The 26230-nt window shown below is 62.0% G+C and carries 23 protein-coding genes; 13 read left to right on the forward strand and 10 right to left on the reverse strand.

All coding sequences use genetic code 11. From position 1 onward, the window contains the following. Nucleotides 1–22: 22 nt before the first annotated feature. Nucleotides 23–1396: an HD-GYP domain-containing protein gene (locus tag ACW5XC_RS01040; protein ID WP_042054493.1), complete on the forward strand. Its 1374-nt coding sequence runs from the start codon at nucleotides 23–25 to the stop codon at nucleotides 1394–1396. 77 nt (nucleotides 1397–1473) lie between these two features. Here the strand turns inward: ACW5XC_RS01040 and ACW5XC_RS01045 are convergent, their stop codons facing one another. The 6 genes from ACW5XC_RS01045 to ACW5XC_RS01070 form a co-directional block, all read right to left on the reverse strand. Further along, nucleotides 1474–2532 (reverse strand): FUSC family protein, encoded by a 1059-nt coding sequence (locus ACW5XC_RS01045; protein ID WP_042054492.1) that lies wholly within the window; start codon nucleotides 2530–2532, stop codon nucleotides 1474–1476. 62 nt (nucleotides 2533–2594) lie between these two features. Then, nucleotides 2595–4340: a bifunctional molybdopterin-guanine dinucleotide biosynthesis adaptor protein MobB/molybdopterin molybdotransferase MoeA gene (locus tag ACW5XC_RS01050; protein ID WP_042054491.1), complete on the reverse strand. Its 1746-nt coding sequence runs from the start codon at nucleotides 4338–4340 to the stop codon at nucleotides 2595–2597. Beyond that, complete coding sequence (mobA, locus tag ACW5XC_RS01055) at nucleotides 4337–4981, reverse strand: molybdenum cofactor guanylyltransferase MobA (RefSeq protein WP_042054489.1); 645 nt, start codon at nucleotides 4979–4981, stop codon at nucleotides 4337–4339. Before mobA ends, ACW5XC_RS01050 begins: the two co-directional genes overlap by 4 nt. Further along, a complete protein-coding gene (locus ACW5XC_RS01060; protein ID WP_005362120.1) occupies nucleotides 4953–5648 on the reverse strand; it encodes an energy-coupling factor ABC transporter ATP-binding protein in 696 nt (231 codons plus the stop codon). Before ACW5XC_RS01060 ends, mobA begins: the two co-directional genes overlap by 29 nt. A 34-nt stretch (nucleotides 5649–5682) precedes the next feature. After that, complete coding sequence (locus ACW5XC_RS01065) at nucleotides 5683–6384, reverse strand: ABC transporter permease (RefSeq protein ID WP_042054488.1); 702 nt, start codon at nucleotides 6382–6384, stop codon at nucleotides 5683–5685. A 64-nt stretch (nucleotides 6385–6448) separates the two neighbouring features. Further along, complete coding sequence (locus ACW5XC_RS01070; protein ID WP_042054487.1) at nucleotides 6449–7291, reverse strand: substrate-binding domain-containing protein; 843 nt, start codon at nucleotides 7289–7291, stop codon at nucleotides 6449–6451. A gap of 253 nt (nucleotides 7292–7544) precedes the next feature. Between ACW5XC_RS01070 and ACW5XC_RS01075 the strand changes: the two genes are divergently transcribed. Both ACW5XC_RS01075 and ACW5XC_RS01080 read left to right on the forward strand, forming a co-directional pair. Next, nucleotides 7545–8900, forward strand: coding sequence for a sigma-54-dependent transcriptional regulator (locus tag ACW5XC_RS01075; protein WP_042054486.1), 1356 nt, complete (start codon nucleotides 7545–7547; stop codon nucleotides 8898–8900). A 25-nt stretch (nucleotides 8901–8925) separates the two neighbouring features. Then, nucleotides 8926–11028, forward strand: coding sequence for a sensor histidine kinase (locus ACW5XC_RS01080; protein ID WP_080771399.1), 2103 nt, complete (start codon nucleotides 8926–8928; stop codon nucleotides 11026–11028). A gap of 80 nt (nucleotides 11029–11108) precedes the next feature. Here ACW5XC_RS01080 and ACW5XC_RS01085 read toward each other — a convergent pair whose 3' ends face one another. From ACW5XC_RS01085 to ACW5XC_RS01095, 3 genes are all read right to left on the reverse strand, one after another. Beyond that, nucleotides 11109–11975 carry a helix-turn-helix transcriptional regulator gene (locus ACW5XC_RS01085; RefSeq protein ID WP_013723539.1) on the reverse strand — a complete coding sequence of 289 codons (867 nt, stop codon included), beginning with the start codon at nucleotides 11973–11975 and terminating at the stop codon, nucleotides 11109–11111. 15 nt (nucleotides 11976–11990) lie between these two features. Beyond that, nucleotides 11991–12848: a formate dehydrogenase accessory sulfurtransferase FdhD gene (locus ACW5XC_RS01090; RefSeq protein WP_042054485.1), complete on the reverse strand. Its 858-nt coding sequence runs from the start codon at nucleotides 12846–12848 to the stop codon at nucleotides 11991–11993. A gap of 427 nt (nucleotides 12849–13275) precedes the next feature. Next, the gene (locus ACW5XC_RS01095; RefSeq protein WP_074042598.1) at nucleotides 13276–13830 is read right to left on the reverse strand and encodes a hypothetical protein; all 555 of its coding nucleotides are present in this window, start codon (nucleotides 13828–13830) and stop codon (nucleotides 13276–13278) included. A gap of 504 nt (nucleotides 13831–14334) precedes the next feature. Between ACW5XC_RS01095 and ACW5XC_RS01100 the strand changes: the two genes are divergently transcribed. The 9 genes from ACW5XC_RS01100 to ACW5XC_RS01140 all read left to right on the forward strand — a co-directional run bounded on the left by ACW5XC_RS01100 (nucleotide 14335) and on the right by ACW5XC_RS01140 (nucleotide 23368). After that, entirely contained in the window at nucleotides 14335–14913 is a 579-nt protein-coding gene (locus tag ACW5XC_RS01100; protein WP_042054484.1) for a DUF3305 domain-containing protein, read from the forward strand. Then, nucleotides 14906–15499 carry a DUF3306 domain-containing protein gene (locus tag ACW5XC_RS01105; RefSeq protein ID WP_042054483.1) on the forward strand — a complete coding sequence of 198 codons (594 nt, stop codon included), beginning with the start codon at nucleotides 14906–14908 and terminating at the stop codon, nucleotides 15497–15499. Before ACW5XC_RS01100 ends, ACW5XC_RS01105 begins: the two co-directional genes overlap by 8 nt. A 103-nt stretch (nucleotides 15500–15602) precedes the next feature. Further along, entirely contained in the window at nucleotides 15603–17354 is a 1752-nt protein-coding gene (locus ACW5XC_RS01110) for a 4Fe-4S dicluster domain-containing protein (RefSeq protein ID WP_143182502.1), read from the forward strand. Nucleotides 17355–17364: 10 nt separating this feature from the next. Further along, entirely contained in the window at nucleotides 17365–17982 is a 618-nt protein-coding gene (locus ACW5XC_RS01115; protein ID WP_042054480.1) for a TorD/DmsD family molecular chaperone, read from the forward strand. 113 nt (nucleotides 17983–18095) lie between these two features. Further along, nucleotides 18096–18299: a transcriptional initiation protein Tat gene (locus ACW5XC_RS01120; RefSeq protein ID WP_042054479.1), complete on the forward strand. Its 204-nt coding sequence runs from the start codon at nucleotides 18096–18098 to the stop codon at nucleotides 18297–18299. A gap of 23 nt (nucleotides 18300–18322) precedes the next feature. Further along, a complete protein-coding gene (locus tag ACW5XC_RS01125; protein ID WP_042054478.1) occupies nucleotides 18323–21199 on the forward strand; it encodes a formate dehydrogenase subunit alpha in 2877 nt (958 codons plus the stop codon). Nucleotides 21200–21203: 4 nt separating this feature from the next. Beyond that, on the forward strand, nucleotides 21204–21830 hold the full coding sequence (gene fdh3B / locus ACW5XC_RS01130) for a formate dehydrogenase FDH3 subunit beta (RefSeq protein WP_042054477.1): 627 nt from the start codon (nucleotides 21204–21206) through the stop codon (nucleotides 21828–21830). Further along, entirely contained in the window at nucleotides 21827–22798 is a 972-nt protein-coding gene (locus tag ACW5XC_RS01135; protein ID WP_005334792.1) for a formate dehydrogenase subunit gamma, read from the forward strand. The genes fdh3B and ACW5XC_RS01135 overlap by 4 nt, the downstream gene beginning before the upstream one ends. A gap of 159 nt (nucleotides 22799–22957) precedes the next feature. Continuing rightward, entirely contained in the window at nucleotides 22958–23368 is a 411-nt protein-coding gene (locus tag ACW5XC_RS01140) for a DNA breaking-rejoining protein (RefSeq protein WP_236396759.1), read from the forward strand. Nucleotides 23369–23455: 87 nt separating this feature from the next. Here ACW5XC_RS01140 and ACW5XC_RS01145 read toward each other — a convergent pair whose 3' ends face one another. Continuing rightward, nucleotides 23456–24220 (reverse strand): substrate-binding periplasmic protein, encoded by a 765-nt coding sequence (locus ACW5XC_RS01145; RefSeq protein ID WP_042054476.1) that lies wholly within the window; start codon nucleotides 24218–24220, stop codon nucleotides 23456–23458. A gap of 274 nt (nucleotides 24221–24494) precedes the next feature. Here ACW5XC_RS01145 and ACW5XC_RS01150 point away from each other — a divergent pair, with 274 nt between their 5' ends. After that, nucleotides 24495–26210: an NAD-dependent malic enzyme gene (locus ACW5XC_RS01150; protein WP_042054475.1), complete on the forward strand. Its 1716-nt coding sequence runs from the start codon at nucleotides 24495–24497 to the stop codon at nucleotides 26208–26210. Nucleotides 26211–26230 lie beyond the last annotated feature (20 nt).

Raw genomic sequence — 26230 nt, forward strand, 5'->3', positions numbered from 1 at the left:
ATGATGTCTAAGGGAGTAGACTATGACGGTGAATGGATTGCGATTGGCGGAGTTGATTGGTTCCCTCAGTCATGCGCTCGATATGACTGAGGGGCAACCAAGAGGACACTGCATTCGCTGCTGCTGGATAGGTTCCCGTCTGGGGGAGCGGCTGGGACTGGATGCCCGGCTGCGCCATGATCTCTACTACACGCTCCTGCTTAAAGATCTTGGGTGCAGCAGCAATGCCGCCCGCATCTGCGAGCTCTATCTCACCGACGATCTTCACTTCAAACGCGATTTCAAACTGGTGGATGGCTCCCTCTCCGAGGTAGTCAACTTTGTGCTGGGCCACACCGGCTTGCAGGCGGACCTGCTGGGACGTTTTCGCAGCCTGTTTCATATCTTTCGCAACGGTGACCAGATTGCCAACGAACTGATCCAGACCCGTTGTCATCGGGGGGCGGATATCGCTCGCCAGCTCCGTTTCAGTGATGATGTAGCCGATGGCATCCTCTCCCTTGATGAACACTGGAATGGCAAAGGTCGGCCCCTGCAACTGGCAGGCGAGGCGATCCCGCTCTTCTCCCGCATTGCCCTGCTCTGTCAGGTGGTGGATGTATTTCACGCGGCCGCAGGTCCGGATGCGGCGCTCAAGGAGCTGCGCGAGCGCAGCGGCAGCTGGTTTGATCCGGCACTGGTTCGGGAATTTGAAGCGCTGGCCGACGAGGCGTTCTGGCAAGGGCTGGCCGATCCCCGACTGACCGAGTGGGTGCTGGTCCACCCTGCCGGACAGGGGGAGGTGGCGCTGGATGAGGATTATCTGGACGAAATCGCGGCGGCCTTCGGGCAGGTGGTGGACTCCAAAAGTCCCTACACCGCGGGCCACAGCGGCAGGGTTGCGCTCTATACCGACATTCTTGCCACCCAGATGGGGTTGTCCGAGCCGCGTCGACGCTGGCTCAAGCGGGGCGCCCTGCTCCATGATGTAGGCAAGCTCGGGGTGAGCAACGCCATTCTCGACAAGCCGGGCAAACTCGATGCGCAGGAGTGGGCGGCGGTGCAGATGCATGCCGCCTATACCGAGGAGATCCTGAGCCGTATGGGCGCCTTCGAGGAGCTGGCACAAGTGGCGGGCGCCCACCATGAGCGGCTCGATGGCAAGGGCTACCCCAAGGGGCTGAAGGGGAACGAGATTACCCTTGAGACGCGCATCATCACCACAGCCGACATCTTCGATGCCATCACCGCCAAGCGCCCCTATCGCGGCGCCATCCCTGTGCCGCAGGCGCTGGAGATGATGGCGGAGAATCTGGGCACCGCAATAGACCCCGACTGTTTTGCCGCCCTGCAGGCGGGCATTCAGGATTTCTCCCTCTACCTCACCGCCGAGCAGCCGCTGGCCAATGCCAGTTAAGAGTTGCTGAACAACGGCCCAAGCGGCCAGTCAGACAGCAAAACGCCCCCGCCACTGCGGGGCGTTTTACATTGGATCTAGTCGGGCTGCTTGCGATGGGGCGGGGTGAGGATCAGCCCCAGCAGGCGGCGCAGGTGGGTGAGCTGCTCGGTCAGCTGGACGTTGAGCCAGAGGTAGCCATTGATGGCCGCCTCTGCGTTGGGCGGCAGCGATACCTGGGTCGCCACCTCGTGCAGGCGGGCGATGGCGGCATCTGCGCCGCGACCATCGCCGGTTTGCATCATCAGGGCAAGCTGGTTGATCGCCTCCTCGGTGGCCAGATGGCAGGCTTGCAGCGCAGCCGTGCTCTGCATCAGGAAGTGGCTCTCCCGATCGTTCCAGTAGGTGTTGGCCAGCATCTCAAGAGTGCAGAGGGTGTTGCGCATGGTGACCTGCACCGCATCAAACAGGGCGACGCTGTGGCGCGTCTCCTTGGCCGCCGGGGCCAGCAGGGCCCGCAGTTTGCCGGTCTGTGCCAACAGCTGGGAGAGATTGTGCTTGAGGCGCGGGCGCTCCAGCACATTGGGGGAGAGGTGAGTGTGATAGAGCCTCCCCGACTGCTGCAGGATCTGGTGCAGTTGCAGCCGCCAGTGGCTGTAGGCCCGCTGGGGGTAGATGCTGCAAAAGAGCAGCGCCAGCAGGGAGCCCAGTATCACGTCGGCACTGCGCCACAGCGCCGTCTCTATATCCCCCGGCATGGCCCCCATGGTGACTCCCAGGGTGATGCCGATCAGCAGCCCCACATAGGGGCGCTTGCCGAGGGCCAGATAGCCGCAGAGGAACATGATGCACCCGCACCAGATCAGGGTAAGCGGTAGCGAGTAGATCTCGAGATAGAGCGCTACCACCCCGCAACTGGCGCCGAAGATGGTGCCCACCACCCGCTGCAGGGCGCGGGAGAGCACATTGCCCCAGAACGAGATGGGGCCCATCACCACCACCAGGGTGATCAGCGGCCAGGTGCTCTCCGGCAGTTTCAGCTCGCGGGTCAGCAGAAAGGTGAGCATAAAGGCGAGCGCAATGCGCAGGCCATGGACGATCCGGTAGCGGCCATAGACCAGCAGATCGAGTCGGGAGAGGGGGGCATCAAGACGCACGGTCTGCCTCCTGTCAGGTAGGGGACGGGGCGCCGTGCATCCGGCCAACGCCCCGTCGGGATTTAGGCCAGTCGTCCCTGCAGGGGGTGGATCCAGACACGTTCGCCAACGGCGATCCCGGGTTGATCCGGTACGATTTCAATCAGGCAGTTGGCCTCGGCCATGGAGCTGAGAATACCCGAGCCCTGTGGCCCTGTGGTGCGCACCCGCAACTGGCCGTTACGGTCCTGATGGAAGATGCCGCGCAGAAATTCGGTGCGCCCCGGGCGGCTCTTCATCTGCTCGTCCGCCAGTGCCGAGAGGCGCAGCGGCTGCCACCGCTTGCCTTGCAAGCGGGCGATGGCAGGCTCGACAAACTGCAGCACGCAGATCATCGCCGCTACCGGATTGCCCGGCAGGCCGAAGAAGGGGGTCTGCCCCAGCTTGCCAAAGGCGAGCGGGCGGCCCGGCCGCATCTGGATGCGCCAGAAATCGATCTGGCCGAGCTCTGCCAGCACCAGCTTGATAAAGTCGGCGTTGCCTACCGAGACCCCGCCGGAGCTCAGCACCAGATCGGCGCTGGCGGCGGCCTGCTCCAGCTGCTGGCGCAGAATGGTCTTGTCATCGGGAATGATGCCAAGGTCCATCACCTCGCAACCGGCGGCGCGGATAAGGGCCATCAGGGTGAAGCGGTTGCTGTCGAAGATATGGCCGGGGGCGAGCTGCTCGCCCGGCGCCTGCACCTCGTCGCCGGTACTGAACAGCGCCACTTTCAGCGGGGTGCGCACTGTGAGACTGGCTTGACCGAGTGATGCCGCCAGCCCCAGTTGGGGGGCACCCAGCCAGGTACCGGCCGGGATGGCGACCGCACCTTTGGCGAGATCTTCCCCGGCGAGGCGCACATTCTGCCCTGCGCGAATCGGTGCAGTGACCGTGACCCACTCACCTTCAATCAGCGTCTCTTCACGCATCACCACGGTATCGACCCCGGGGGGCAGCGGGGCACCGGTCATGATCTGCACAGCCTGACCGGCCAGCACAGGCTCGTGGCGCTGCTGGCCCGCCAGCACTTCACCCACCAGTTGCCAGCGACCGGCGGCGAGATCGTCGCTGCGAAGGCCAATGCCGTCCATCGCCGAGTTGGCGTGGGGCGGCACATTGATGGGGCTTATCAGATCGGCGGCCAGCACGGCGCCGTGGCACTGGGCCAGCGGTTTGTCGCTGCAGGCCGTGCTCGGGGTGAGGGCCGCCAGAATGGCGTTGCGGGCCGCCTCGACCGAGAGAAAGCCCTTGCCCGCCTCTGGCTCCTTGCTCTGGCAGCCGTCAAGCCAGCGGCAGACGAAGTCGGCGATAGCCGCCAGATCGTTGATATCGAGTTGCGGCAGGGTGGTCTCTGCGGGCTGATCGCTGGCTAGCGCCATGATGTCGCTGTCTTCGGGGAAGAGCAGCGGCTTGCCAATCTCGGCGCGGTGCAGCTCGATTTTCGGGAAGTGCTCGTGCTTGAACCCCTCGACCAAGAGCAGGTCGAGCTCTGTCTGATCGAAGCTGGCCAGCAGCTGGCGAAAATCGGCTTCGGCCAGCTCGGTTTCAATGATGCGAGCATGACGGCGGCGGGAAGCCACCATTATCTGCTGGGCACCCGCCTTGCGCAGGCGATAGCTGTCCTTGCCCGGCTGGTCGATATCAAAGTCGTGGTGGGCGTGCTTGAGCACCCCAATGCGCAGGCCGCGATCCACCAGCAGGGGGATCAACTGCTCCAGCAAGGTGGTCTTGCCGGTGCCGCTCCAGGCGGCGAAGCCGAGCAGGGGAAGAGTGGGGGCCGGGGTCATGAGGTGACTCCTTGTTGGGGGTCGATAGCCGAGGCAAGCAGACGGGCCTCGTAGGCGGCCAGCTCGTCCGGGCTATTGAGATTGATAAAGGCATCCGGCTGATCGGCAAAGCTCACCACCACCATGTTGTGGCGGGCAAACCAGATATCGATTTTGCGCTCACCCTCTGCCAGTGCGGCGGTGAGGGAGGGGAGCAGGGATTTGTGCAGCAGGGCCACCACGGGTTGCAGCCAGTCGCCGTCGTGGGCAACTACCAGCTCGGTATCCGGGGTCAGGGCGGCGCGAAAGCGGCTCATCAGATCCAGCGGTAGGGCGGGGCCATCGCAGGGGACAAACAGCACCCAGTCGTGACGGGCGGCGGCAAGACCTGCCTGCATGCCCGCCAGCGGGCCGAGATAGTCGTTGTTGTCATCGCTGATGACCGGGGCCAGCGCCTGATAGCGGGTCTGACTGCGGTTGGCGTTGATCAGTACCTCATCCACCTGGGGGCGCAGGCGCGCCAAAACATGGTCGATAAGAGGGCGTCCCGCCAGTGCTACCCATCCCTTGTCTTCACCCCCCATCCGGGTGGCGCGGCCTCCTGCCAGGATCACAGCTGATACGGCAACGGGATCAGAGTGGCTGTCGCTTTTTGAAGTCATGTCGCTCGATGATTTTTAAAGGGGTCGTCTCTTGCAGCTGGCCACGGGCGAGGGTCCATTGCCGCTCGCACAGGTCGGTCAGGGCGTTGCTCTGGTGGCTGATGACGACCAGGCCGCTGCCATGTTCCCGCAGATCTTGCGCCAATGCGGCCATCAGGGCAACCGAATGTGTGTCGAGATTGGCGGTGGGCTCGTCCATCAGCAGAAAGGCCGGTTGCAGCGCCCAGGCGCGCGCCATCGCCAGCCGTTGCCGTTCGCCACCGGACAAAATGCTGATGTGCTCCCGCGCCAGTCCCTCCAGCTCGACCCGGCGCAGCGCCTCGAACACCCGGATCTCGCTGCCGAGCTGTTTATCGAGCGCCCAGGCCACGTTGTCGTGCACCGTGCGATCGAACAGATAGGGGGTCTGGTGCAGATAGGTAACCCGGCCCGGCCCCAGATCCCGCTTGAGCAACCGGTTGAGCCGCTGCTGCCAGCGCCCCGGCAGATTGGTGTGGCCGCGGGTGGGGGCCAGCAGCCCCGCCAGGATCTTGAGCAAGGTGGTCTTGCCCACCCCGTTGGCTCCATGCAGCCAGATGGCATCCCCCGGTGCGATGGCGAGCCGGTCAATCTCGAACAGCTGGCGCTCGCCAAAGCGCATCGTTAGCTGGTGGGCGGTCAGGGCCATGGGGTACTCCTGTTGGTACACAGTGGGGGCATGGTCAGTTCTTCAGATAGCTGTGGCCGCGACAGGCCGTCAGCAGCAGGTTGAGCAAGAGGGCGAGGGTGAGCAGCACGATGCCGAGCGCCACCCCTTGGGTGAAGGCCCCTTTCTGGGTCTCCAGCGCGATGGCGGTGGGGATATTGCGGGTAAAGTGCAGGATATTGCCCCCCACCATCATGGAGCAGCCCACCTCGGTGACGATGCGGCTGAAGGCGCCGATGATGGCGGCCAGCAGGCCAAAGCGGCACTCGTGCATCAGGCCGATCAGCGCCTTGGGCCAGGAGACCCCCAGGGTCAGGGCGGTCTCCCAGGCGCGCCGGTCACTCTGGACAAACGCCGCGTGAGCCATGGTGGCGATCACCGGGAAGGCGATCAGCATCTGCCCCACCACCATCGCCTGCTGGGTAAAGAGCAGCTTCCAGTCGCCAAAGGGGCCGGCCCGCGACAGCAGCATATAGAGCAAGAGGCCAATCACCACGGTCGGCACCGATTGCAGGGTATTGATGCAGGAGAGCCAGAGCCAGCGGCCGGGCAGCGGCAGATAGGCCAGGGCAAAGCCCAGCAGCAAGGCGGGCAGCAACACCAGCAGCAGGGCGATGCCGGAGACGGAGAAGGAGACCCCCACCACCTGCCACAGTTCGGTGTCACCACTGAACAGCAGGGTGAGGGCCGCTAATGTCGTGTCGATCAATGTCGGCATCAGGCGCCTCCCTCAGCGAACCGGGTGAGGGCCAGCAAGGTCATCGCAGGGGTCAGGGTTGCCATTATTTCCCGTTGGCATCCGCCACAAACAACGCCTGACCGGCTACCTTGAAGTCGCCGATCAACTTCTGGCCATGCTCTGAGACCAGCCAGTTCTTCAGGGTGCGGGCCCCTTCGGTGTTGAGATCCGGGTAGCGCTTGGGGTTGACCAGGATCACCTGATAGGGGTTGAACAGGCGCTTGTCACCCTCCAGCAGTACGGCGAGATCCAGCTTGCTCTGGTAGGCGAGCCAGGTGCCGCGGTCGGTCAGGGTGTAGGCACCGAGCTCCGAGGCCATGGTCAGGGTCGGGCCCATCCCCTGGCCGATGGATTTGTAACCGGCAAACTCGGGTTTGACGTCAGCGGCCTGCCACAGGGTCTTCTCCTTGATGTGGGTGCCGGACTCGTCACCGCGGGAGATAAAGGTCTGGCCTTGCTCCTTGATGGCCTGCAGCCCCTTGGCCGCATCGTGCAGCTTACCGAGATCCGCCGGATCTTTGGCCGGGCCGACGATAACGAAGTCGTTGTACATCAGGTGCACCGGCTCGATGCCAAAGCCCGCCTCGACAAACTTCTTCTCGGCAGAGGGGGCGTGGGTCATCACCAGATCCGCGTCGCCATTCTCGCCCATCTTCAGGCTCTGGCCGGTACCGGCCGCCATCACCTGCACCGGATAACCGGTCTCCTTGGTGAACTGGGGCAGCAGCCAGCCCAGCAGACCGGACTGCTCGGTGCTGGTGGTGGTAGCGAGGCGGATCGGCGCTTTTGTGGCATTAGTATCCGCTTCGGCGTGGGCGGCCCCGGCGATCAGCAGGCTGGCCGCGAGGGAGAGGGCAAAACGTTTGAGGTTGGTTTTAATCGTCATCTTGATTCAACTTTTCATGAACGATGAGAGGAGGGCAAGAGTAAGCAAGCAAGGTGCCAAACTGTTCCTTTGTCGCTGCATTCACGGTTTGCCGTTTAAAAACAGAAGCTTATTAAAATCAATTAGGTGAGCTTGTTATCGCTTTTAATAATTGGTGTTGGTGCTTTTGATACGGTAAGGACAAAATGTCCCACAAAGGTTCCGGTTATCGGGACATTCTTCGACCTTACCTGTATTCGAGGTACTTTTTTCCATGACAGCCTCTCCCGGTCTCTGGTCTGCCCTCTCCCTGCTTATCGTTGACGATGAGCCCGGCATGCGCAGCTTTCTGGCCAAGGCGCTGGCCAAGCGTTTTGCCCAGATTGAGACTGCCGCCAGCGTGGAGGAGGCGGAAGCCCTGCGCTGCCGCCTTCACTTCGACCTTATCATCGCCGACATCCGGCTGCCGGGGCGCTCCGGCATCGAGTGGCATGAGGCCATAGACCCCGCCACCCGCCGCAGCGACATCATCTTCATGACCGGTTTTGGCGATATGGAGACCGCCCTCAAGGCGCTGCGCCTCGGCGCCAGCGACTTTATCCTCAAGCCCTTCAACCTCGATCAGATGGTGCAGGCGGTGGACAGAGTCATCGAGCGCCGCCAGATGGAGCGGGAGAACCTGCTGCTGCGCCGGGAGGTGAGCAAGCTGTTCCCGCCCACCCTGATTGGCGACAGTGCCAAGACCCGCGAGCTCAAGACGCTCATCGCCAGAGTGGCGCCCTCCAATGCCGCCGTGCTGGTGGAGGGGGAGTCCGGCACCGGCAAGGAGCTGGTGGCCCGTGCCCTGCATCAACTCTCCGGCCGGATGGGGGCCTTTGTGCCCCTCAACTGCGCCTCTATCGCGCCGGAGCTGCTGGAAAGCGAGCTGTTCGGCCACGTGCAGGGGGCCTTTACCGGCGCCCGCAAGGGGCGCGACGGCCTGTTTCGGGTCGCCCATCAGGGCACCCTGTTTCTCGACGAGATCGGTGAGATGCCGCTCGCCATGCAGGCCTCCCTGCTGCGAGCGCTGGAGCAGAAGGCCATCCGCCCGGTCGGTGCCGAGCGCGAATTGGCGGTGGATGTGCGCATCGTCGCCGCCACCAACCGCAACCTCAAGGCCGAGGTGGAGGCGGGCCGCTTTCGTGAAGATCTCTTCTATCGCCTCAACGTGGTGGCGCTGCCGGTCGCCCCGCTGCGGGAGCGGATCGACGATATCCCCGCGCTGGTACACCACTTCACCCGCCAGCTCACCGCCGAGATGGGGATGGGCTCCTTGAGCTGGACCCACGAGGATGTGGTAGCGATGCAGGCCTACCCCTGGCCCGGCAACGTGCGGGAGCTGCGCAACCTTATCGAGCGCTGCCTGCTGCTGGGCAAGCCCCCGGCGGATTACTGGCAGAGCAGCAAGCCGGCCGAACCGGGGGCGAGCGAGGAGGGTTATCCGTTGGCATGGCCGCTGGCGGAGGTAGAAAAAGCCCACATCCTGCAAGTGGTGGCCAGCCATGATGGCAACAAGTCTGCCGCCTCCCGGGTGCTCGGGGTGGCGCGCAAGACGCTGGATCGCAAGTTCAAGGAGTGGGCCATCGAATGAGGAAGGCTGACTGGATGGGGTGGCGATGAAACTGACCCTGCTCTCCCGCTGCATGCGCGCCCTGTTGCCCCGTTGCGTTCGCACCAAGGTGCGCTGGCGCCTGCTGCTGCTTACTTCGGTGCCCATCATGCTCACCCTGGTGGGCATGATCGCGCTCACCCTCTACTGGACTCTCACCTACAGCTGGCAGAACCTGCTCACCACGGTGCGCAGCGATCTCGGGGTGGCCCACCACGCCATCACGGTGCAGCAGCAGCGCCAGACCGAGCATCTCGAGCATCTGCGCGATGCCTGGGCCTTTCAGCTGCGGCTGCGGGAATCGCCGGATCAGCTGCATGACTGGGTGATGCCGCTGGCGGCCAATTATGGTCTCGATTTTCTGCGCTTGCGTAGCGGCGCCGAGCTTCAGGCTCTGACGGCGCAGGAGCTGACGACCCTGAGTGCCGGACGCAGCGTCAGTCACTTCGTGGTCTGGTCGCAGCAGGAGATGCTCGCCCTCTCCCCGCAACTGGCCAAGCGGGCTGTGTTGTGGCAGCGGGATGGCACAAGGGTGGTGGAGGGCAGGGGGCTGATCAGCCTCTCGCTGACGCCGGTGATGGGCCGCGACGGCTCCCTTTGGGCCGTGCTGGAGGGGGGCGAGCTTGTCAACGGCAGCACCCGGCTGGTGGATGAGCTCAAGGGTCAGGTGTTTGCCAAAAACACCCTGCCGGATGGCAGCGTCGGAACTGTCACCCTGTTTCTCGACGATCTGCGGGTGAGCACCAACGTACCGGTCAGCAGTAGCCGTCAGGTGGGTCGGGCGGTGGGCACCCGGGTCTCGCCGCCAGTGCGCGAGCAGGTGCTGGGGCGGGGGGAGATGTGGGTTGACCGCGCCTTCGTCCACGACGCCTGGTATGTCTCGGGCTACGAGCCGCTGTTGGGAGCCAGGGGCGAGCGGATCGGCATGCTCTATGTGGGCTTTCTCGAGTGGCCCATTATCCGCACCTACCTCACCAATCTGGTGGAGCTGGGCTCGGGCGTGGTGCTGCTGTTGCTGCTCTCCGGCCTGCTGGTCTATCGCGGCGCGCGGGATCTCTTCTCCCCCATCGAGCGGATGCACAAGGTGGTGCGGCAGGTGCAGGCCGGGGAGTCCGCTCGAATCGGCCCGCTGGCCCTCGATCCCGACCATGAGCTGGCCCAGCTCGGTCGCCAGTTCGACGCCATGCTGGACAGGCAGGAGGCGCACCAGCAGCAGATGGCCCGCAGCGCCGATGAGCTGGAGCAGAAGGTGGCCGAGCGTACCCAAAGCCTCGAGCAGAAGACTGCCGAGCTGGAAGATCATATTCATATGCTGACCGAGGCGCGCCAGCAGTTGCTGATCAGCGAGAAGCTGGCGGCCCTTGGCGAGCTCTCCGCCGGGGTGGCCCACGAGATCAACAACCCGCTGGCGGTGATCCTCGGCAATGTGGAGCTGATGAAGCTGGAGCTGGGGGAGGCGGCCGAGCCGGTCAGCGAGGAGCTGGCGCTGGTGCTGGCCCAGATTGAGCGCATTCGTGCCATCACCCGCAGCTTGCTGCAATACTCTCGCCCTGGCGATTACGAGACCGCGCCGGTGTGGCAGCACCTCAATCCCATCATCGAGGAGAGCCTGACGCTGGTGCGCTCCGCCCTGCGCCAGCAGCAGGTGGAGCTGGTGGCCGATCTCAGGGCCCAGCAGCCCATCGAGGCGGATCGCCAGCAGCTGTTGCAGGTGCTGATCAACCTGCTGGTCAACGCCAGCCACGCGCTGGGAGAGCAGGGGGAGATCCGGGTCGAGAGTCGCGACTGGGTCGATGAACTGGGTCAGCTGCGCGGGGCAGAAGTGCGGGTGATCGACAACGGCAGCGGCATCGAGGCGGCGATTATCGACAAGATCTTCGACCCCTTCTTCACCACCCGCGCTACCGGCACCGGGTTGGGGCTGGCCCTGAGCCACCGCATCATCAGTCGCTGGGGTGGGGAGCTCTTGGTGGACTCCACCCCGGGGCAGGGGAGCTGCTTTACCGTGCGGCTGCGCAGCCACGCCCTGCTGCCCAGCGGCAGCGAGCCCGCGAAACTGGAAGGGTGGCGCATCGCCCTCAATGCCGAGGGGCGTGAGACAAGCGATTGATGCTGTTATAAAAAGGCCCGTGATAAAAACAGCCCGTCAACATGGTTGACGGGCTGTTTTGTCGGTGGGTGAGTGGTTATTTACTGCGGGCTCCACACCAGCTTGCCGCTCTGGGTCAGGTCATAGCCGCCGAGGCGGGCCGCCAGCTCGCGCCCCTCGGGGGATTGCAGCCAGCCGATCAGCTGTTGCAGCAGGGTGCGAAAGAAGACCCCCTGCGGCATCACCAGATCGAAGCACTCCTGCGACAAGGGCATAAAGCCGAGGCCAAACTCGGTGGCTGTGCTCTGGGCGCCGGGCCCGACATCCGCATCGCCACGGCTGATGGCGGCGGCCAGCTCCCGCTCGCTGTTGACCTCGAGGGTGCGCTCCAGCCGGGTCAGCGACTCCCCCTGGGTTTGCAGCCACTCCTGCAGGGCGCGCTGGCTGCCAGCCCCTTCTTGGCGCATGGCCCAGCGCCAGTCGAGCGCCTCTTTCGCCTCCTTGGGTTGCAGCCCTTGCCGCAGCACCAGCCCCTGCACCCGCCTGAATCCATGAACGATCACCCATTGCCGGTGGCCCTGATACTGCTGCACCAGCGCCGGGTGGCGCAGGTGCGCCTCCTCGGCCTGCCCCCAGTGGATGGCGCAGAGATCCACATGGCCGCGCGCCAGCATCGCCAGCCCCTGACGGGTGCCGCACGGGGTGTAGCCCACCAGTGCCTGGGTGCCGAGCTGCTGTGCCAAGCGGCTGCTGGCGTAGTGGAGCAGCACATCGTCCGAGCCTGCCAGCAGCAGCCGGTCGTTCATCACCCCCTCGTGGCAACTGCCGAGCAGCCAGCGGTCGAGCAGGGAGCGGGGAAACAGCCACTTGCCGGTCGCCTTGGTGGCGGGGATACGCGCCTCGTTGGCGAGCTGGTAGACCTTCTTCTCGTTGAGATCGAGGTATTCCGCCACCTGCTTCACGTTCATAAACTCATTCATGGCTTAGTCCCGCATCCCGCGACCGGCCGGACTGGGCGCCAGCACCGGCGGCTTCTCGTCCAGCACCATATGGTCGTGACCGCTGAATACCTCGAAGTGGCGCCCCTTGGCGCGGGCAATCATGGTGATGCCGAGCTGGCGGGCGAGATCCAGCCCCATCTGGGTGACGCCGGAGCGCGACAGCAGCACCGGAATGCCCATCTGCGCCACCTTGATCACCATCTCCGAGGTGAGCCGCCCTGTGGTGTAGAAGATCTTGTCGTGGCCACTCTCGCCGCGCATCCAGAGCTCGCCCGCCAAAGTATCCACCGCATTGTGGCGCCCCACATCTTCGACAAAGGAGAGGATTTCGCTGCCGCGACAGATGGCGCAGCCATGGACGGCACCGGCCATCTTGTAGGTTTCGTTATGGGCCGACAGCGCCTTGAGCAGGGCGTAGAGGGTGCTCTGTTTAAGCTCAGGCGCCGCCAAGACCACCCCTTCGAGCTTCTTCATCACGCTGCCATACATGGTGCCCTGACCGCAGCCGGAGGTGACCGTCTTCTTCTCCAGCGATTTGTCGAGATCTTCGGCCTGCTGGCTGCTCACCACGGCGGCGGCCTCGCTCTCCCAGTCGACGATCACCGACTCGATGCCCGAGATATCCTCGATAAAGCCCTGATTTTTCAGATAACCCAGCACCAGCGCCTCGGGGCGGGCACCCAGCGTCATCAGGGTTACTATCTCCTTCCAGTTGAGGTAGACCGTCAGTGGCCGCTCACAGGCGATTTGGCGGGTGTTCATTGTGCCCTGCTCATCCATCACCTCGACGGCCATGGTGAGCTGGGCTGCTGCATTGCTTTTGATAAAGGTCGGTGTCATGGGCCCCTCGCGACCGGTTGCCGGGATCTAAGGGGAGGGACACAGCAAGTTTTGTTCCAGATTACTTTGGGCGAGATTCTCTCTATGCGGTTGAGTAGGTTCGAATAGCGGAGCGTATTCGGACTATCGCGAGATTTACGATCTTGAACAGGTGCATATATTGCCGGATCGTGACGCTATGCTTGGTTTTTCGGTTACGAAAAGGAAAAGGGGATGGCCAAGTGTCCTTATTATCCCCTTCTATCATTACGCTACATGTATGGAGGTGGCATATACCTGCTGGATGGGTGTGGACCAGATGTTTTAGGAATTTAAGTAACCGATTAATGAATTTATCGTCGATTCGTTGGAATTTCTGTCCATACCAATTTACGAACACTCGGCTACGCGATTGTCCGAATACGCTCCGCTATTCGAACCTACGCATCTATTTTAATATATCGTCGTTTGGTATTGTTTTAAACCCAATTGCTATATGTATAAGTTGTCTGAAAATGTCTCTGTTAATATCTGAGAATAAATTAGCTCTCAATGATTTGAATTTCTTTTCGTCAATATTCTTGAGTCTGCGCAATGTTAGGTCTATTCCTATTACAGAGTGCATGAGTTGAGTTCTCTTAATAAAAAAAGGGTAGCTTAGGGGGCCAAGGTTTGGTTCTGATTCGTTAGTTTTTGATAGTCTAACTTCATTATAAACATCTTCTATGTCATAGCGGTTAATTTCAATTATTTGGTCTTTTAAATTGGTGCATAACCTTGCAAAATCATCCGACAATCTATTTACTTCATTGCTAGTTGATGTTGCCTTTATCTGATATGCAATAGTCCCAATTGATAGCGCAGTTAAAATTGGACCATAAAAGCCATTAAAATAATTGGCCATGATTGCCCAGTCTTCATGTCTATCCCATAAGCCTATTCCCCATCTTATGTAATATATGACGGCAGGTAGAGAGATTAAAATTAAAATGATGACAACCATAACTATAATCTTTGTATTTCTCATTTTATTGCCACATTAAGTTGGTCATATAGACATCTTGGTTACAAACTCAATGCTATCACTTAATTCTCCTAATTGATATTGTGGTAGAAACCAACCTATCTATCTCATATGTTTGGCTAAATCGTAGGTTGGTGTTGAGCGAAGAACATCCCAACGTTTACTGCGAGATCTTGTTGATGTAGGCAATTATCTGGTTATTCGGTTATTGCCAACATTAAGCTGGATTGGGATGTGGGAGTACTGGTTTTTCTTTACATGTTGGGCTTCGCTGCGCTTAGCGCCAACCTACGCCCGCGCCAACCCATATCCCGCACGACGTCCCAACCCGCATCAAAGCCCCAATCAACCACCAAACCTGCCTTGGCCCCACTCTTGCTAAGTCTTATCCCATTGATGGCTGTGGCCGCCATAAATCTCCTGCTCTGATCTGCCCCGAACGGGGTGGTTAAAGGGGGAGGGTGGCCCGGCAGAGACCTTCTGATGGGAGCCGTGACAGTGCAAGAGACAACCAATACCTTGCCCCCGCAGCGCTGGCTGCAACTGGAGTTAAAGGCCATCGACAGCCAGGTTGGCCGCTGGCAGAGCCGCCGTTTCGAGATTGCGGCGCTCCATCCCGCCGAACCCGAGGCTGCCGGTGCCTTGCCCCTTACCCTGTTTCGCGATGAGCGGGGGGATTATCGCTTCAATCTGAGCTCCGGCTCGCCCCGCCTCTTTGTGACCGGAAGCCGCGTGGACAATGGCTTTGTGGCCGATGGTCTGACCCTGAGCCAGACCGTGGCCGCCGCCTATATGGATGGCGAGCGGCAGGTGCTCTCCTGCCCGCTGCCCGAGGCGCTGCAAGCCTGGGTGGAGGCCTTTATCGGCCGTCACGGCGAGCTGCTGGAGGCCCGTCGCAAGGGCAAAAAGGGCAAGGGACGGGCACAGGATCAGCTGGGCCTCGATACGGCTGTAGCGACATCAAGAGATACGTTAGATCAAGCCAGCTGTGGCGCCGTCAAGGCCACCGGCCCCGATGGCCGCGAGCGTGGCAGTGACAGCGGAAATCGCGCCCATGAGTGAGTTCCTCAAGCGCTGGTCGTCGCGCAAGAGTGAGGCGCGCAAGCATCAGGTATTGCAGCCGAGGGAAGAGGTTAGCCCCGAGGCGGTTGCCGCCCCCATCGAAGGCAGTGGCGAAGCTGAAACTCCAGATACTGCGCTGGATAGCCCCGTAGTCAGCACTGACAAGGGGAGCTGTGAACTTCTTGCCGTTGAGGGGGCCGGGAGTGGCGAACCGCCGCTGACAACAGCCCAGCCGAGCAAGGCCAAACTCCCCGACAAGGAGGCGCTGCGGGCCATGTTTCGCAGCCACAAGCCGGATGGGCTCGACGACTACACCCAGGATTTCAGCCAGCCCGAATTGCTGCCCGCAGCCCTGACCGCCGGGCTGCGCAACTGGTTGGTGGATCAGGTAACCGCGCCGGAGAGCGAATCGGCCAACCCGGCCAACGGATCCGCTGAAGCGCTGGCGGTTGCCAGCGAACCTGCCGCCGACGAGCTGGCTGATAACTATTCTCAAACCCACACCGACGATCGGGACATTTTGGTTTCCTCTGGTGGACAAAATGTCCCAACCAAAGGTGAGGGAATGGAACCCTCAGGATCCTGACTCCCTGTCAGTCACTTTTTTTCCGGGGGAGTTGGCTCGCCTCTTGCTCTCTCGGCTTACCAACAAGCGCCCATCCCATGAGGTGGTGCGCACAGGAGCGTATGTGAGCACTGAACAAACATTGCCAAATCTGACCCCAAATCTGGCCCCAAATCTAGCCCGCGAGGCGGGGGCTGCCGAGCATAACGCGCGCGCTCGCGCCTATGCCCTGCAGCATACGGTCAAGACCGACAACCTGATCCCGGCCACTGTCTCTTACCAGAGTCAGGGGCGCCTGCTGCTGGTCGGCCCGGAAGATCGCATTCGCCGCGCCGCCAGCCTGCTGCCCGCCGGGGTGAAGCCTACCCTGCTGGTGACCGAATCCGTTTTTGATGCCGAGGCGGCCGATCTCGAAACCATTTTCGATGCCACCGCATCCCTCGCAGCCCTGACCCTGCGCGATTCGAGCCTGACAGGGTATCTTGGCCAATTTCAGCTCACCGGCCTCAATGGGCAGGGTGAGCGGGTAAATCTGGCGGCGCTTTGCTTCCCACAACAAGCGGCTGTTGTTAGTGAACAGCCACGCGAGCCTCGCTTCGATCTGGTGGCCGATCTGGGCCGCGCCCCGCTCTTTGCGCTGGAGCGCCCGCCGGTCGGTTATCTGCATCTGGCTGATGACACAGACTTGGCTGAACGGCTCGCCGAGCTCTGTGCACTGACCGGTATTTTCGATAAACCGCGCTATTTTCGCCTCGACCCCGAGGCCTGCGCCTTTACCGCCCGCGGCGTGCCCGGTTGCAGCCGCTGTCTCGATGTCTGCCCGACCGATGCCCTCAAGCCCATCAATGGTCGCATCCAGATCGATCCCCATCTCTGTCAGGGCTTTGGCAGCTGCGCCTCTGCCTGTCCGACCGGGGCGATTGCCTATCATCAGCCCGATGCCAACACCAGCGGCGACTACCTGTTCCGATTGTTCAAGCACTACCGGGAGGCGGGCGGCGAAGCGCCTCGACTGCTGATCGCCGGTGAAAACGAGCGCGAATGGGTGGAAGCCGAACTCACCCGCCTGCCCGCCAACTGGCTGCCAGTCTGGGTGGAGGAGAGCGCAAGCTTAGGCATCGAGAGCTGGTTTGCCGCCCTCGCCTATGGCGCCAGCGCGGTGCGCATTGCGCTGTGCGATGATGCCCCCGCAAGCGTCCGTGCGCTGGTTGAGCGGGAGCTGGCGAGCGCCGCTGTGCTGTTGGCGGGCGCCGGTCTCGCTGCCGATCGCATTGCTCTGTTTGACATAGATGCTGGTGAGCCTGTTTCCGGCCAGCCAGCCGTAGCCCTGCTGGAGAAGCCGCTCAAAGGGGACAAACGGAAGAACCTGTTTGCCGCCTTCGACGCCCTCTGGCAGGCCAACGAAGGGAGCCGCGAGCCGCTGGCGGTGCCTCATGGTGCCCCATACGGCAGCGTGGAGCTGAAAGACGCTGACTGCACCCTCTGCATGGGCTGCGTGGCGGTCTGCCCGAGCCGCGCCCTGCATGCGGTGGGCCATGCGCCGGGCCTCAACTTTATTGAGCAGGATTGCATCCAGTGCGGCATGTGCGAAAAGGCGTGCCCCGAGCAGGCCATCGTGCTCACGCCCCGCCTGCAGCCGGTGCCCGAGGCGCGCCGCGCCGTCCAGAGCCTGAAAGCTGAAGAGGCTGCCTGCTGCATTCGCTGCGGCAAGCCGTTCGCGCCCGCCTCGATGATCCGCCGCATCCAGCAAAAACTGGCCGGTCACTCCCACTTCCAGAACGAGGCCGCCCAGCGGCTGCTGATGTGCGAGGAGTGTCGGGTCAAGGATGTATTTGCAGCGCTGGCGGCGGATCCCGTCTCCCAGCTCAAGGTGTGAGGGGCCAGTGATGAGTGAACAACATAACGAAGAGGCTGGCGAACTGACCATGACCGAACTGGAACAGAGCAGCGCCGATCTCTACGCCCTGCTGGCAAGCCTCTGGCGCGCCGCCCCCCGTGGTGAACAGCTCGCCTGGCTGCAAGGGTTGCAGGCCATGCCCGGCCCCTTTGCCAGAGGGCTGGGACTGGTGCAGCTGGCGGCCAGCAGCCACCACGAAAACGAGCTTGCCGAGGAGTATCAGGATCTCTTTATCGGGCTGGGGCGCGGAGAGATTGTGCCGTTTGCTTCCTGGTATCTCACCGGCTCTTTGATGGAGCTGCCGCTGGCGGTGCTGCGTGCAGATCTGCAGTCCCTCGGTTTTGAGCGCCAGAGCGGAGTGTGCGAGCCGGAAGATCATCTCGCCGCCCTCTGTGAGGTGATGGCGGTACTGATTGGCGAGCAGCATCCGGAGCGCAACCGCTTCTATGAGCGCCACCTTGCCCCCTGGGTACTCGCCTGCAGCCGCGATCAGCAACAGGCGAAAGGGGGGAGCTTCTACCGGGCGGTCGGCGCCCTTGCCGAAGATTTCTTCAAGCTGGAAAACGAATTGCGCCTGCCGTTTGGCGCCTGCGTGGTGCCGGGCTGAACGCCCCTATCTGCGCATAACAAGAGCTGCGCATAAACGAGCAGACGAGATATCCCATTGGACGCGAAGCTGGCGCGCAGGCGCCGGACATTACAAAAACAGAGGTCACAAGAATGAGCGATGAACAGCTGAAAGACCCGTCCCGCCGCAATCTGATCAAGGGAGTTGGCGTGGTCGCCACCATAGGCGTACTGGCCGGTGCCACCGGTCGGGTGGTGGGCAAAGAGGTGCTGACCCACGACACCAAGCCTGACAAGGGCTATCGGGAGACCCCCCATGTTCACGACTTTTATCGCACCCTGCGCGGCACCGACTGAGCCGGATCAGTGAAGGAGAACTCATGAAACTGACAAAACGTGCCGAGCAGCCCCAGGCGGGCGAGCAGGGCAATGAGGCCATTCGCGGTCAGGGGCTGACCCGCCGCGCCTTTATGGTCAATTCCGGTCTGGTGGCCGGTGGCGCCGTGGCCGCCGGTTGGCTGGCGCCAGCCATGATGCAGCGGGCCGAGGCCAAAACCGTGGCGGCCGAGGTGCCGGTCGAGGTGAAGCGCACCATCTGTTCCCACTGCTCGGTGGGCTGCGGCGTTTATGCCGAGGTGCAAAACGGCGTCTGGACCGGCCAGGAGCCGGCATTTGATCACCCCTTCAACCTTGGCGGTCACTGTGCCAAAGGGGCGGCCCTGCGCGAGCACGGCCACGGTGAGCGTCGCCTCAAGTACCCGATGAAGCTGGTGGGCGGCAAGTGGCAGCGCATCAGTTGGGATCAGGCTATCGAAGAGGTGGGCAACGAGGTGCTGCGCCTTCGCAAGGAGTCCGGCCCCGACAGCGTCTACTGGCTCGGCTCCGCCAAGCACTCCAACGAGCAGGCCTACCTGTTTCGCAAGATGGCGTCTCTGTGGGGCACCAACAACGTGGATCACCAGGCGCGGATCTGCCACTCCACCACGGTCGCTGGCGTAGCCAACACCTGGGGCTACGGCGCCATGACCAACAGCCTGAACGACATGCACAACAGCAAGTCGATCATGTTCATCGGCTCCAACCCGGCGGAAGCCCACCCGGTCGCCATGCAGCACATCCTGCTGGCCAAAGAGCGCAACGGCTGCAAGATCCTGGTGGTCGACCCGCGTCGCACCCGTACCGCCGCCAAGGCGGACATGTACCTCTCCCTGCGCCCGGGCACCGACGTCGCCTTTATCTGGGGCATGCTCTGGCACATCTTCAAGAACGGCTGGGAAGACAAGGAGTTCATCCGCACCCGCGTCTACGGCATGGACGAGGTGCAAAAAGAGGTGGCGCGCTGGACTCCGGCCGAAGTGGAGCGGGTGACCGGCCTCAACGAACAGCAGGTCTATGGCGCGGCCAAACTGCTGGCCGACAACCGCCCCGGCTGCGTGGTCTGGTGCATGGGCGGTACCCAGCACACCACCGGCAACAACAATACCCGCGCTTACTGCATCCTCGAACTGGCCCTCGGCAACGTGGGCAAGAGCGGGGCGGGCACCAACATCTTCCGCGGTCACGACAACGTGCAGGGCGCCACCGACTTTGGCGTCACCTCCGACTCTCTGCCCGGCTACTACGGGCTGGAAGAGGGCTCCTGGAAGCACTGGGCCCGGGTGTGGGATGTCGATTACGAGTGGATCAAGGCCCGCTTCGACAACAAGGCCTACAACGGCAAGTTGCCGATGAACAACAACGGCATTCCGGTCTCCCGCTGGGTGGACGGGGTGCTGGAGAACGCTGATCTCATCGAGCAGGGCTCCAACATCCGCGCCATGTTCTACTGGGGTCATGCGGTCAACTCCCAGACCCGCGGCCCCGAGATGAAGAAGGCGATGCAAAAGCTCGACATGATGGTGATTGTCGACCCTTACCCCACAGTCGCTGCCGTCATGAACGATCGTACCGACGGCGTCTACCTGCTGCCGGCCACCACCCAGTTCGAGACCTATGGTTCCGTCACCGCCACCAACCGCTCCATGCAGTGGCGCGACAAGGTGATTGAGCCCCTGTTCGAATCCAAGGTCGACCATGAGATCATGTATCTCCTGAGCAAGAAGCTCGGCTTTGCCGACCAGCTGTTCAAACACATCAAGGTGGAGAACAACCAGCCACTGCTGGAAGACATCACCCGTGAATACAACCGCGGCATGTGGAGCGTGGGCTACACCGGCCAGAGCCCGGAGCGGCTCAAGGCGCACCAGCAGAACTGGCACACCTTCCACAAGACCAACCTCAAGGCCGAAGGCGGCCCGGTCAGCGGCGAAGTGTATGGTCTGCCGTGGCCCTGCTGGGGCACCCCTGAGATGAAGCACCCCGGCAGCCACATCCTCTACGACACCAGCATTCCGGTTTCGGAAGGGGGCGGCGGTTTCCGCGCCCGCTTCGGCATCGAGTATCAGGGCGTCTCGCTGCTCGCCGAAGACTCCTGGCCGAAGGGGAGCGAGGTGGAAGACGGCTATCCCGAGATCACCGCCGACCTGATGAAGCAGCTCGGCTGGTGGGATGAGCTGACCGAGGCCGAGAAGAAGGAAGCCGAGGGCAAGAACTGGAAAACCGACCTCTCCGGCGGTATCCAGCGGGTCGCCATCAAGCACGGCTTCGTCCCTTACGGTAACGCCAAGGCGCGCTGCGTGGTGTGGACCTTCCCGGATCAGGTGCCCAAGCACCGCGAGCCGCTCTACACCCCGCGCCGGGATCTCTTGGCCGACTACGCCACCTGGCCCGATGCCAAGAGCCTGTGGCGCCTGCCGACCCAGTATGCCTCGGTGCAGGAGAAGGACGTCAGCAAGGAGTTCCCGATCATCCTCACCTCCGGCCGTTTGGTGGAGTACGAGGGGGGCGGCGACGAGACCCGCTCCAACCCCTGGCTGGCTGAATTGCAGCAGGAGATGTTCGTCGAGATGAACCCGGCTGATGCCAACGACGTCGGCGTGCGCGACGGTCAGGATGTGTGGGTCGAGGGGCCGGAAGGGGGCAGGGTCAAGGTGAAGGCGCTGGTGACCCCGCGGGTCAAGCCGGGGCTCGCCTTTATGCCGTTCCACTTCGGCGGCCACTTCGAGGGCAAGGATCTGCGATCCAAATATCCGGAAGGGTCTGATCCCTATGTGCTGGGGGAGTCGGTCAACATAGTCACCACCTATGGCTATGACCCGGTTACCCAGATGCAGGAGACCAAGGTCACCCTGTGCCGTTTTCGTAAAGTAGGAGCCTGATCCCATGGCCAGAATGAAATTCATGTGTGACACCAAGCGCTGCATCGAGTGCAACGGCTGTGTGACGGCGTGCAAGAACGAGAACGACGATGCCCTGGAGTGGGGCATCCAGCGCCGCCGGGTGGTGACCCTTAACGACGGCCTGCCGGGGGAGACCTCCATCTCGGTCGCCTGCATGCACTGCACCGACGCTCCCTGCATGGCGGTCTGCCCGGCCGACTGCTTCTATCACACCGACGACGGCATAGTGCTGCACAACAAGGATCTCTGCATCGGTTGCGGCTACTGCCTGTTTGCCTGCCCGTTCGGGGCTCCCCAGTTCCCTAAGACCGCCGCTTTTGGCGATCGGGGCAAGATGGACAAGTGCACCTTCTGTGCCGGTGGCCCGGAAGAGGATCACAGCGAGGCGGAGCGCCAGAAGTACGGAGCCAACCGCATCGCCGAGGGCAAGCTGCCCATGTGTGCCGAGCTCTGCTCCACCAAGGCGCTGCTGGCGGGGGATGCGCAGGTTATCTCCGATATCTTCCGCGAGCGGGTTGCCTATCGCGGCGCCAAGGATGCGGCCTGGGGTAATGGCGATGAGCTGTTTCACGACGCCAGCAAGCTGAACAAGCAGGGAGGGTCGGCATGAAAACCTGGCTAATGGCCCTGTTTGCTGCCCTGCTGCTGGTGAGTACCGCAAGTTTCGCCGACGCCGAGAAAGAGGCGGTCGGCTTTGCCGGCGCCGATTACTGGCGGGCGGTGAAGGATGGGCAGGAGGGGGTGACCACCTCCCGCTCGCCGGAGCACGGGGTGCTGATCTCGGTGCCGGGCCAGCTCTGGTTCGAGGTGAAGACCAAGTGGGTGTCGCCGCTCGGCGCCATCGCTATCTTTGGGTCGCTCGCCATGTGCGGCCTGATGTATCTGGTGGTGGGGCAGACCAAGCTCTCCAAGCCGCGCACCGGGCGCAAGCTCAAGCGCTGGAGCCGGCTGGATCGGGCGCTGCACTGGACCACGGCGGCCATGTTTCTGACCCTGTCCGGGTCGGGGCTGGCCATCATCTACGGCAAGTACTTCATCAAGCCGGTGGTGAGCCTCGGGGTGTGGGAGAACTGGATCTGGTTTGCCAAGGTGTTCCACAACTATGTGGGGCCGCTCTTCTTCCTCTGCCTGATGGGGGTGCTCATCAAGTGGTTCCGCCACAACATCGTCAACATGGTGGATGTGCAGTGGTTCATGAAGTTTGGCGGCATGCTCGGCAAGCACAAGGGAAGCCATCCTTCGGCGGGCTTCTCCAACGGCGGCGAGAAGGCGATCTTCTGGCTGCTGATCTGGTTTGGCGGCATTGTGGTGGCGACCGGGCTGTTCCTCGACTTCCCCATCTTCGGCCAGCTGCGCCGCCAGATGGAGTGGGCCAGTTTCATCCATATCGTAGGCGCCTTGATCCTTATCTGCGGCTTTATCTTCCATATCTACATGGGCCTGTTCCAGCTGGAAGGGGCGCTGGAGGGGATGGTGACCGGCGAGGTGGACGAGACTTGGGCCAAGGAGCACCACGACCTCTGGTATGAAGAGGTGAAGCATACCCTTGATGAGCCCAAGGCGGGCAAATCAAGCTGATGGTCGACAAAGAATAAAGAGAAGGGGCGCTGCGGCGCCCCTTTTGATGGCGGGTCGATCGTGATGGCAAATTGATTGAGCGATGCCGCAAACGGCGATGGTTTTTTGGGCCACCTTGAGCAACAGTAACAGGGGTTCCATTCACACAAGGGATGACAAATGATGAGAAAAGCATGGCTGGCAGCGGTATGTGCATCTGCGCTATTCGGTGGTATTGCGGGCGTGGCGCAGGCGGCTGACGGGATCAAGACCCAGCAGGTGCAGTTCAAGAAGGGGGAGTCAGGGGCAACCATCAACGGCACCATTCAGGGTAGCCAGACCCTCGATTACAAGCTGACGGCCAACAAGGGGCAGAGCATGGTGGTGATCCTGACCGGCAAGCCCTACTTCAATATTTTGCCGCCGGGCAGCAAGGGGGAAGCGATTTTTGTTGGCTCTCGTGACGGGAACAACTTTGAGGCGACCCTGCCCGCCAAGGGCACTTATACCATTCGGGTCTACCAGATGGGGGCTGCCGAGAGCAGCAAGGCCAAGACGTCGTTCAAGCTGGAGGTGGGCATCAGCGGCTAATGCCGACCGCTGACAAGCATCACAGAGGTGGTGGCCACAAAGGGCCGCCACCGTTGTTTTATCCCCTCTGTTTTTGCCTCGCCAAGGTCAATATTCCCCCCGGGCCAGCCGCTCGAAGTAGCGCTGATAACGTCCGCTGGCGATGGCCTGCTGCAACTGCTGATTGAACTGATCCCGCAGTTTGGCTGAATCCGGCATCTTGCGCGGGAACATCACGAAGCTGTCGTTGCGCAGAAAAGGGGTATGACTGTGGGTGATGAGTGCCGCGCTGGCGGGGTCGAGCTGGCTCTGCAACTCGGCCAGACCGACTCGCAGCTCTTGCGGATAGAGGTCAATCCGCCCGCGCAGCAGCTTGCCGAAATTCTGTTTCACGTCGGTGACTTTCTGTTGGGTTACCTCGCCATCAGCCACCATCTTGTCCAGCTCGGGCCCGTAGCTATAGGCGATATCGCCCCCCAACCGCATGCCGATGATCTGCTCAAGGCGCTCGGCTTGCAGCTGCCGTGATTTGAGGGAGAAGAAGACAAACTGCTCCTGCAGCACCGCTTCGCTGAACAGAAAATCCTGCTCCCGCTCCGGTTTGTGCATCCAGACGGCGGTGGCGTCGTAGAGCTGGCTGTTGGCCGCCAGCGAATAGACCCGACCCCAGGGGGCGAAGTGGAACTTCACCTCATAGCCCGCCTCCTTGAACAGATCGCTGATGAGGTGGGCCACTGGACCGTGCTGTTTTGATTGCTCGGAGACGAAAGGAGGCCATTCACCCACGATGATGTTGAGCACCCGGCCCGGTGCGGCGAGAGCCGACTGGCAGGTCAGAAATAGCCATAGAGCAAGCAGCGGGATCAGGCGCATGGCAGAAAGAAGGGGACGCAGGCTGGCAGAGGCGAGGGCATCAGGTCACTCCCGGCTGTGATGCGGTGAAAGGGGCTGGGTTGCCCGCAATGCTAACATGAGTCTCATTCCTTGCCGTGGATATTTGTCTCGTCGGGGCCGCCGGGCGCCTATTTTGGCCGCAGGGTATGCCCAAGCTCACAAAACCGATCGAGTAAACGTCATATGATTGATTTCATTATGAGTCTTGCTCTCCTGCCGAACGGCAATTTCACGTAAATCAAAGAGAATGACTATGGCTACCGGACAATATCTGCTGTGGAAAGATGCACAGGGACAGGATTTTCGCCCCGTTGCACTGACCGGCACTGATCTGCTTAACAATCGATACCTCAACAAGGGCACGGCCTTTACCGAACAGGAGCGGGCCGATTTTGATCTCGATGGTTTGCTGCCTCCTCAGGTGCAAACTTTTGAAGCCCAGCTCGAGCGAGTGTATGAGGGGTTCAAGAGCGCTTGCAGCGATATCGAGAAGTACCAGAACCTGCGTGCCCTGCAGGATCGCAACGAGACTCTCTTCTATGCCCTGTTGTCACGCCATGTAGAGGAGATGACTCCCTACATCTATACCCCGACCGTGGGCAAGGCGTGCCAGGAGTTCAGCCACCGCTTCCAGAAGCCGCGCGGCCTCTACATCACCCCGGACAACGTGGATGACATGGGCAGTCAGGCCCGTCACTTCGATGCCAAATCGATCCGCATCATAGTCGTCACCGACAGCCAGGGCATTCTGGGGATCGGCGACCAGGGTGTTGGCGGCATGGGGATCCCTATCGGCAAGCTGGCGCTCTATACCCTGGGGGCCGGTATTCACCCCGCCTGCTGCATGCCCATCGCGCTGGATGTGGGCACCGACAATCAGAAACTGCTCGATGATCCCATGTATCTGGGCCGCCCGCACAAGCGTATTCGCGGCAAGGAGTATGAAGAGTTCATCGACAAGTTCGTGCAGGGGGTCAAGCGCCACTTCCCCAACGCCGTGCTGCAGTGGGAAGACTTCAGCAAATCCAATGCCTTCAACAATCTGGCCCGCTACCAGCAGGCACTGCCGTCATTCAACGATGACATTCAGGGCACCGGTGCCGTGGTGCTGGCCGGTATTATCGGCGCGGTCAAGGTCAAGGGGGAGACCCTGGGCCAGCAGAACTATCTGGTCTATGGCGCTGGCGCCGGCGGGGTTGGGGTCGCGGATCAGATCTGCGCGGGGATGATCCGCGAGGGGATGGATCCGCAGGCGGCCCGCGATCGCATCTACATCCTGGATACCCAGGGGCTGGTGTGCGACAACCGGGATGGGCTCGACGAGTACAAGCGCCGCTATGCCAAGCCGGGGCTGCTGCTGGCGGGCTGGGATACCGAGGTGCCCGGCAAGGCCAATCTGGCCGATGTGCTGCGTCATGTGCCCATTACCGTGTTGCTGGGTACCAGCGGCTCGGGCGGCGCCTTCCTGGAAGAGCATATCCAGCTGATGCTGCAGCATTGCGAGCGCCCCATGGTGTTCCCGCTCTCCAACCCGACCGCCAACTGTGAAGCGCTGCCGGAGGATATCTACCGCTGGAGCAAGGGCAAGGCGATCGTTGCGACCGGTAGTCCGTTCAAGGATGTGAGCTACGAGGGGCAGGAGTTCAGGGTCGGGCAGGGCAATAACGTCTTTATCTTCCCCGGTGTAGGTCTGGCGGCCATCGTCAGCCAGATCCGCGAGATCACACCCGATGTCTTCACTACCGCCGCCTTTGCACTGGCTGAGTGCGTGAGTGAGGTTGACTTGGCGAAAGGGGCCGTTTATCCCCGCATTCGCGAGCTGCGCAGCATCTCGGTGCATGTGGCCACCGCCGTGCTCAAGGATATCGTGCGCCGGGATCCGTCCCACCCGCTGATCGGGCAGGATCTGCAGCAGCATATCCTCAACCACATGTGGGAGCCGGTTTACCTGCCCTATCGTCGGGTATAACCGCATATTCACCGCCCGGA

The organism is Aeromonas sp. 25-AL00135 (genome assembly GCF_054052385.1).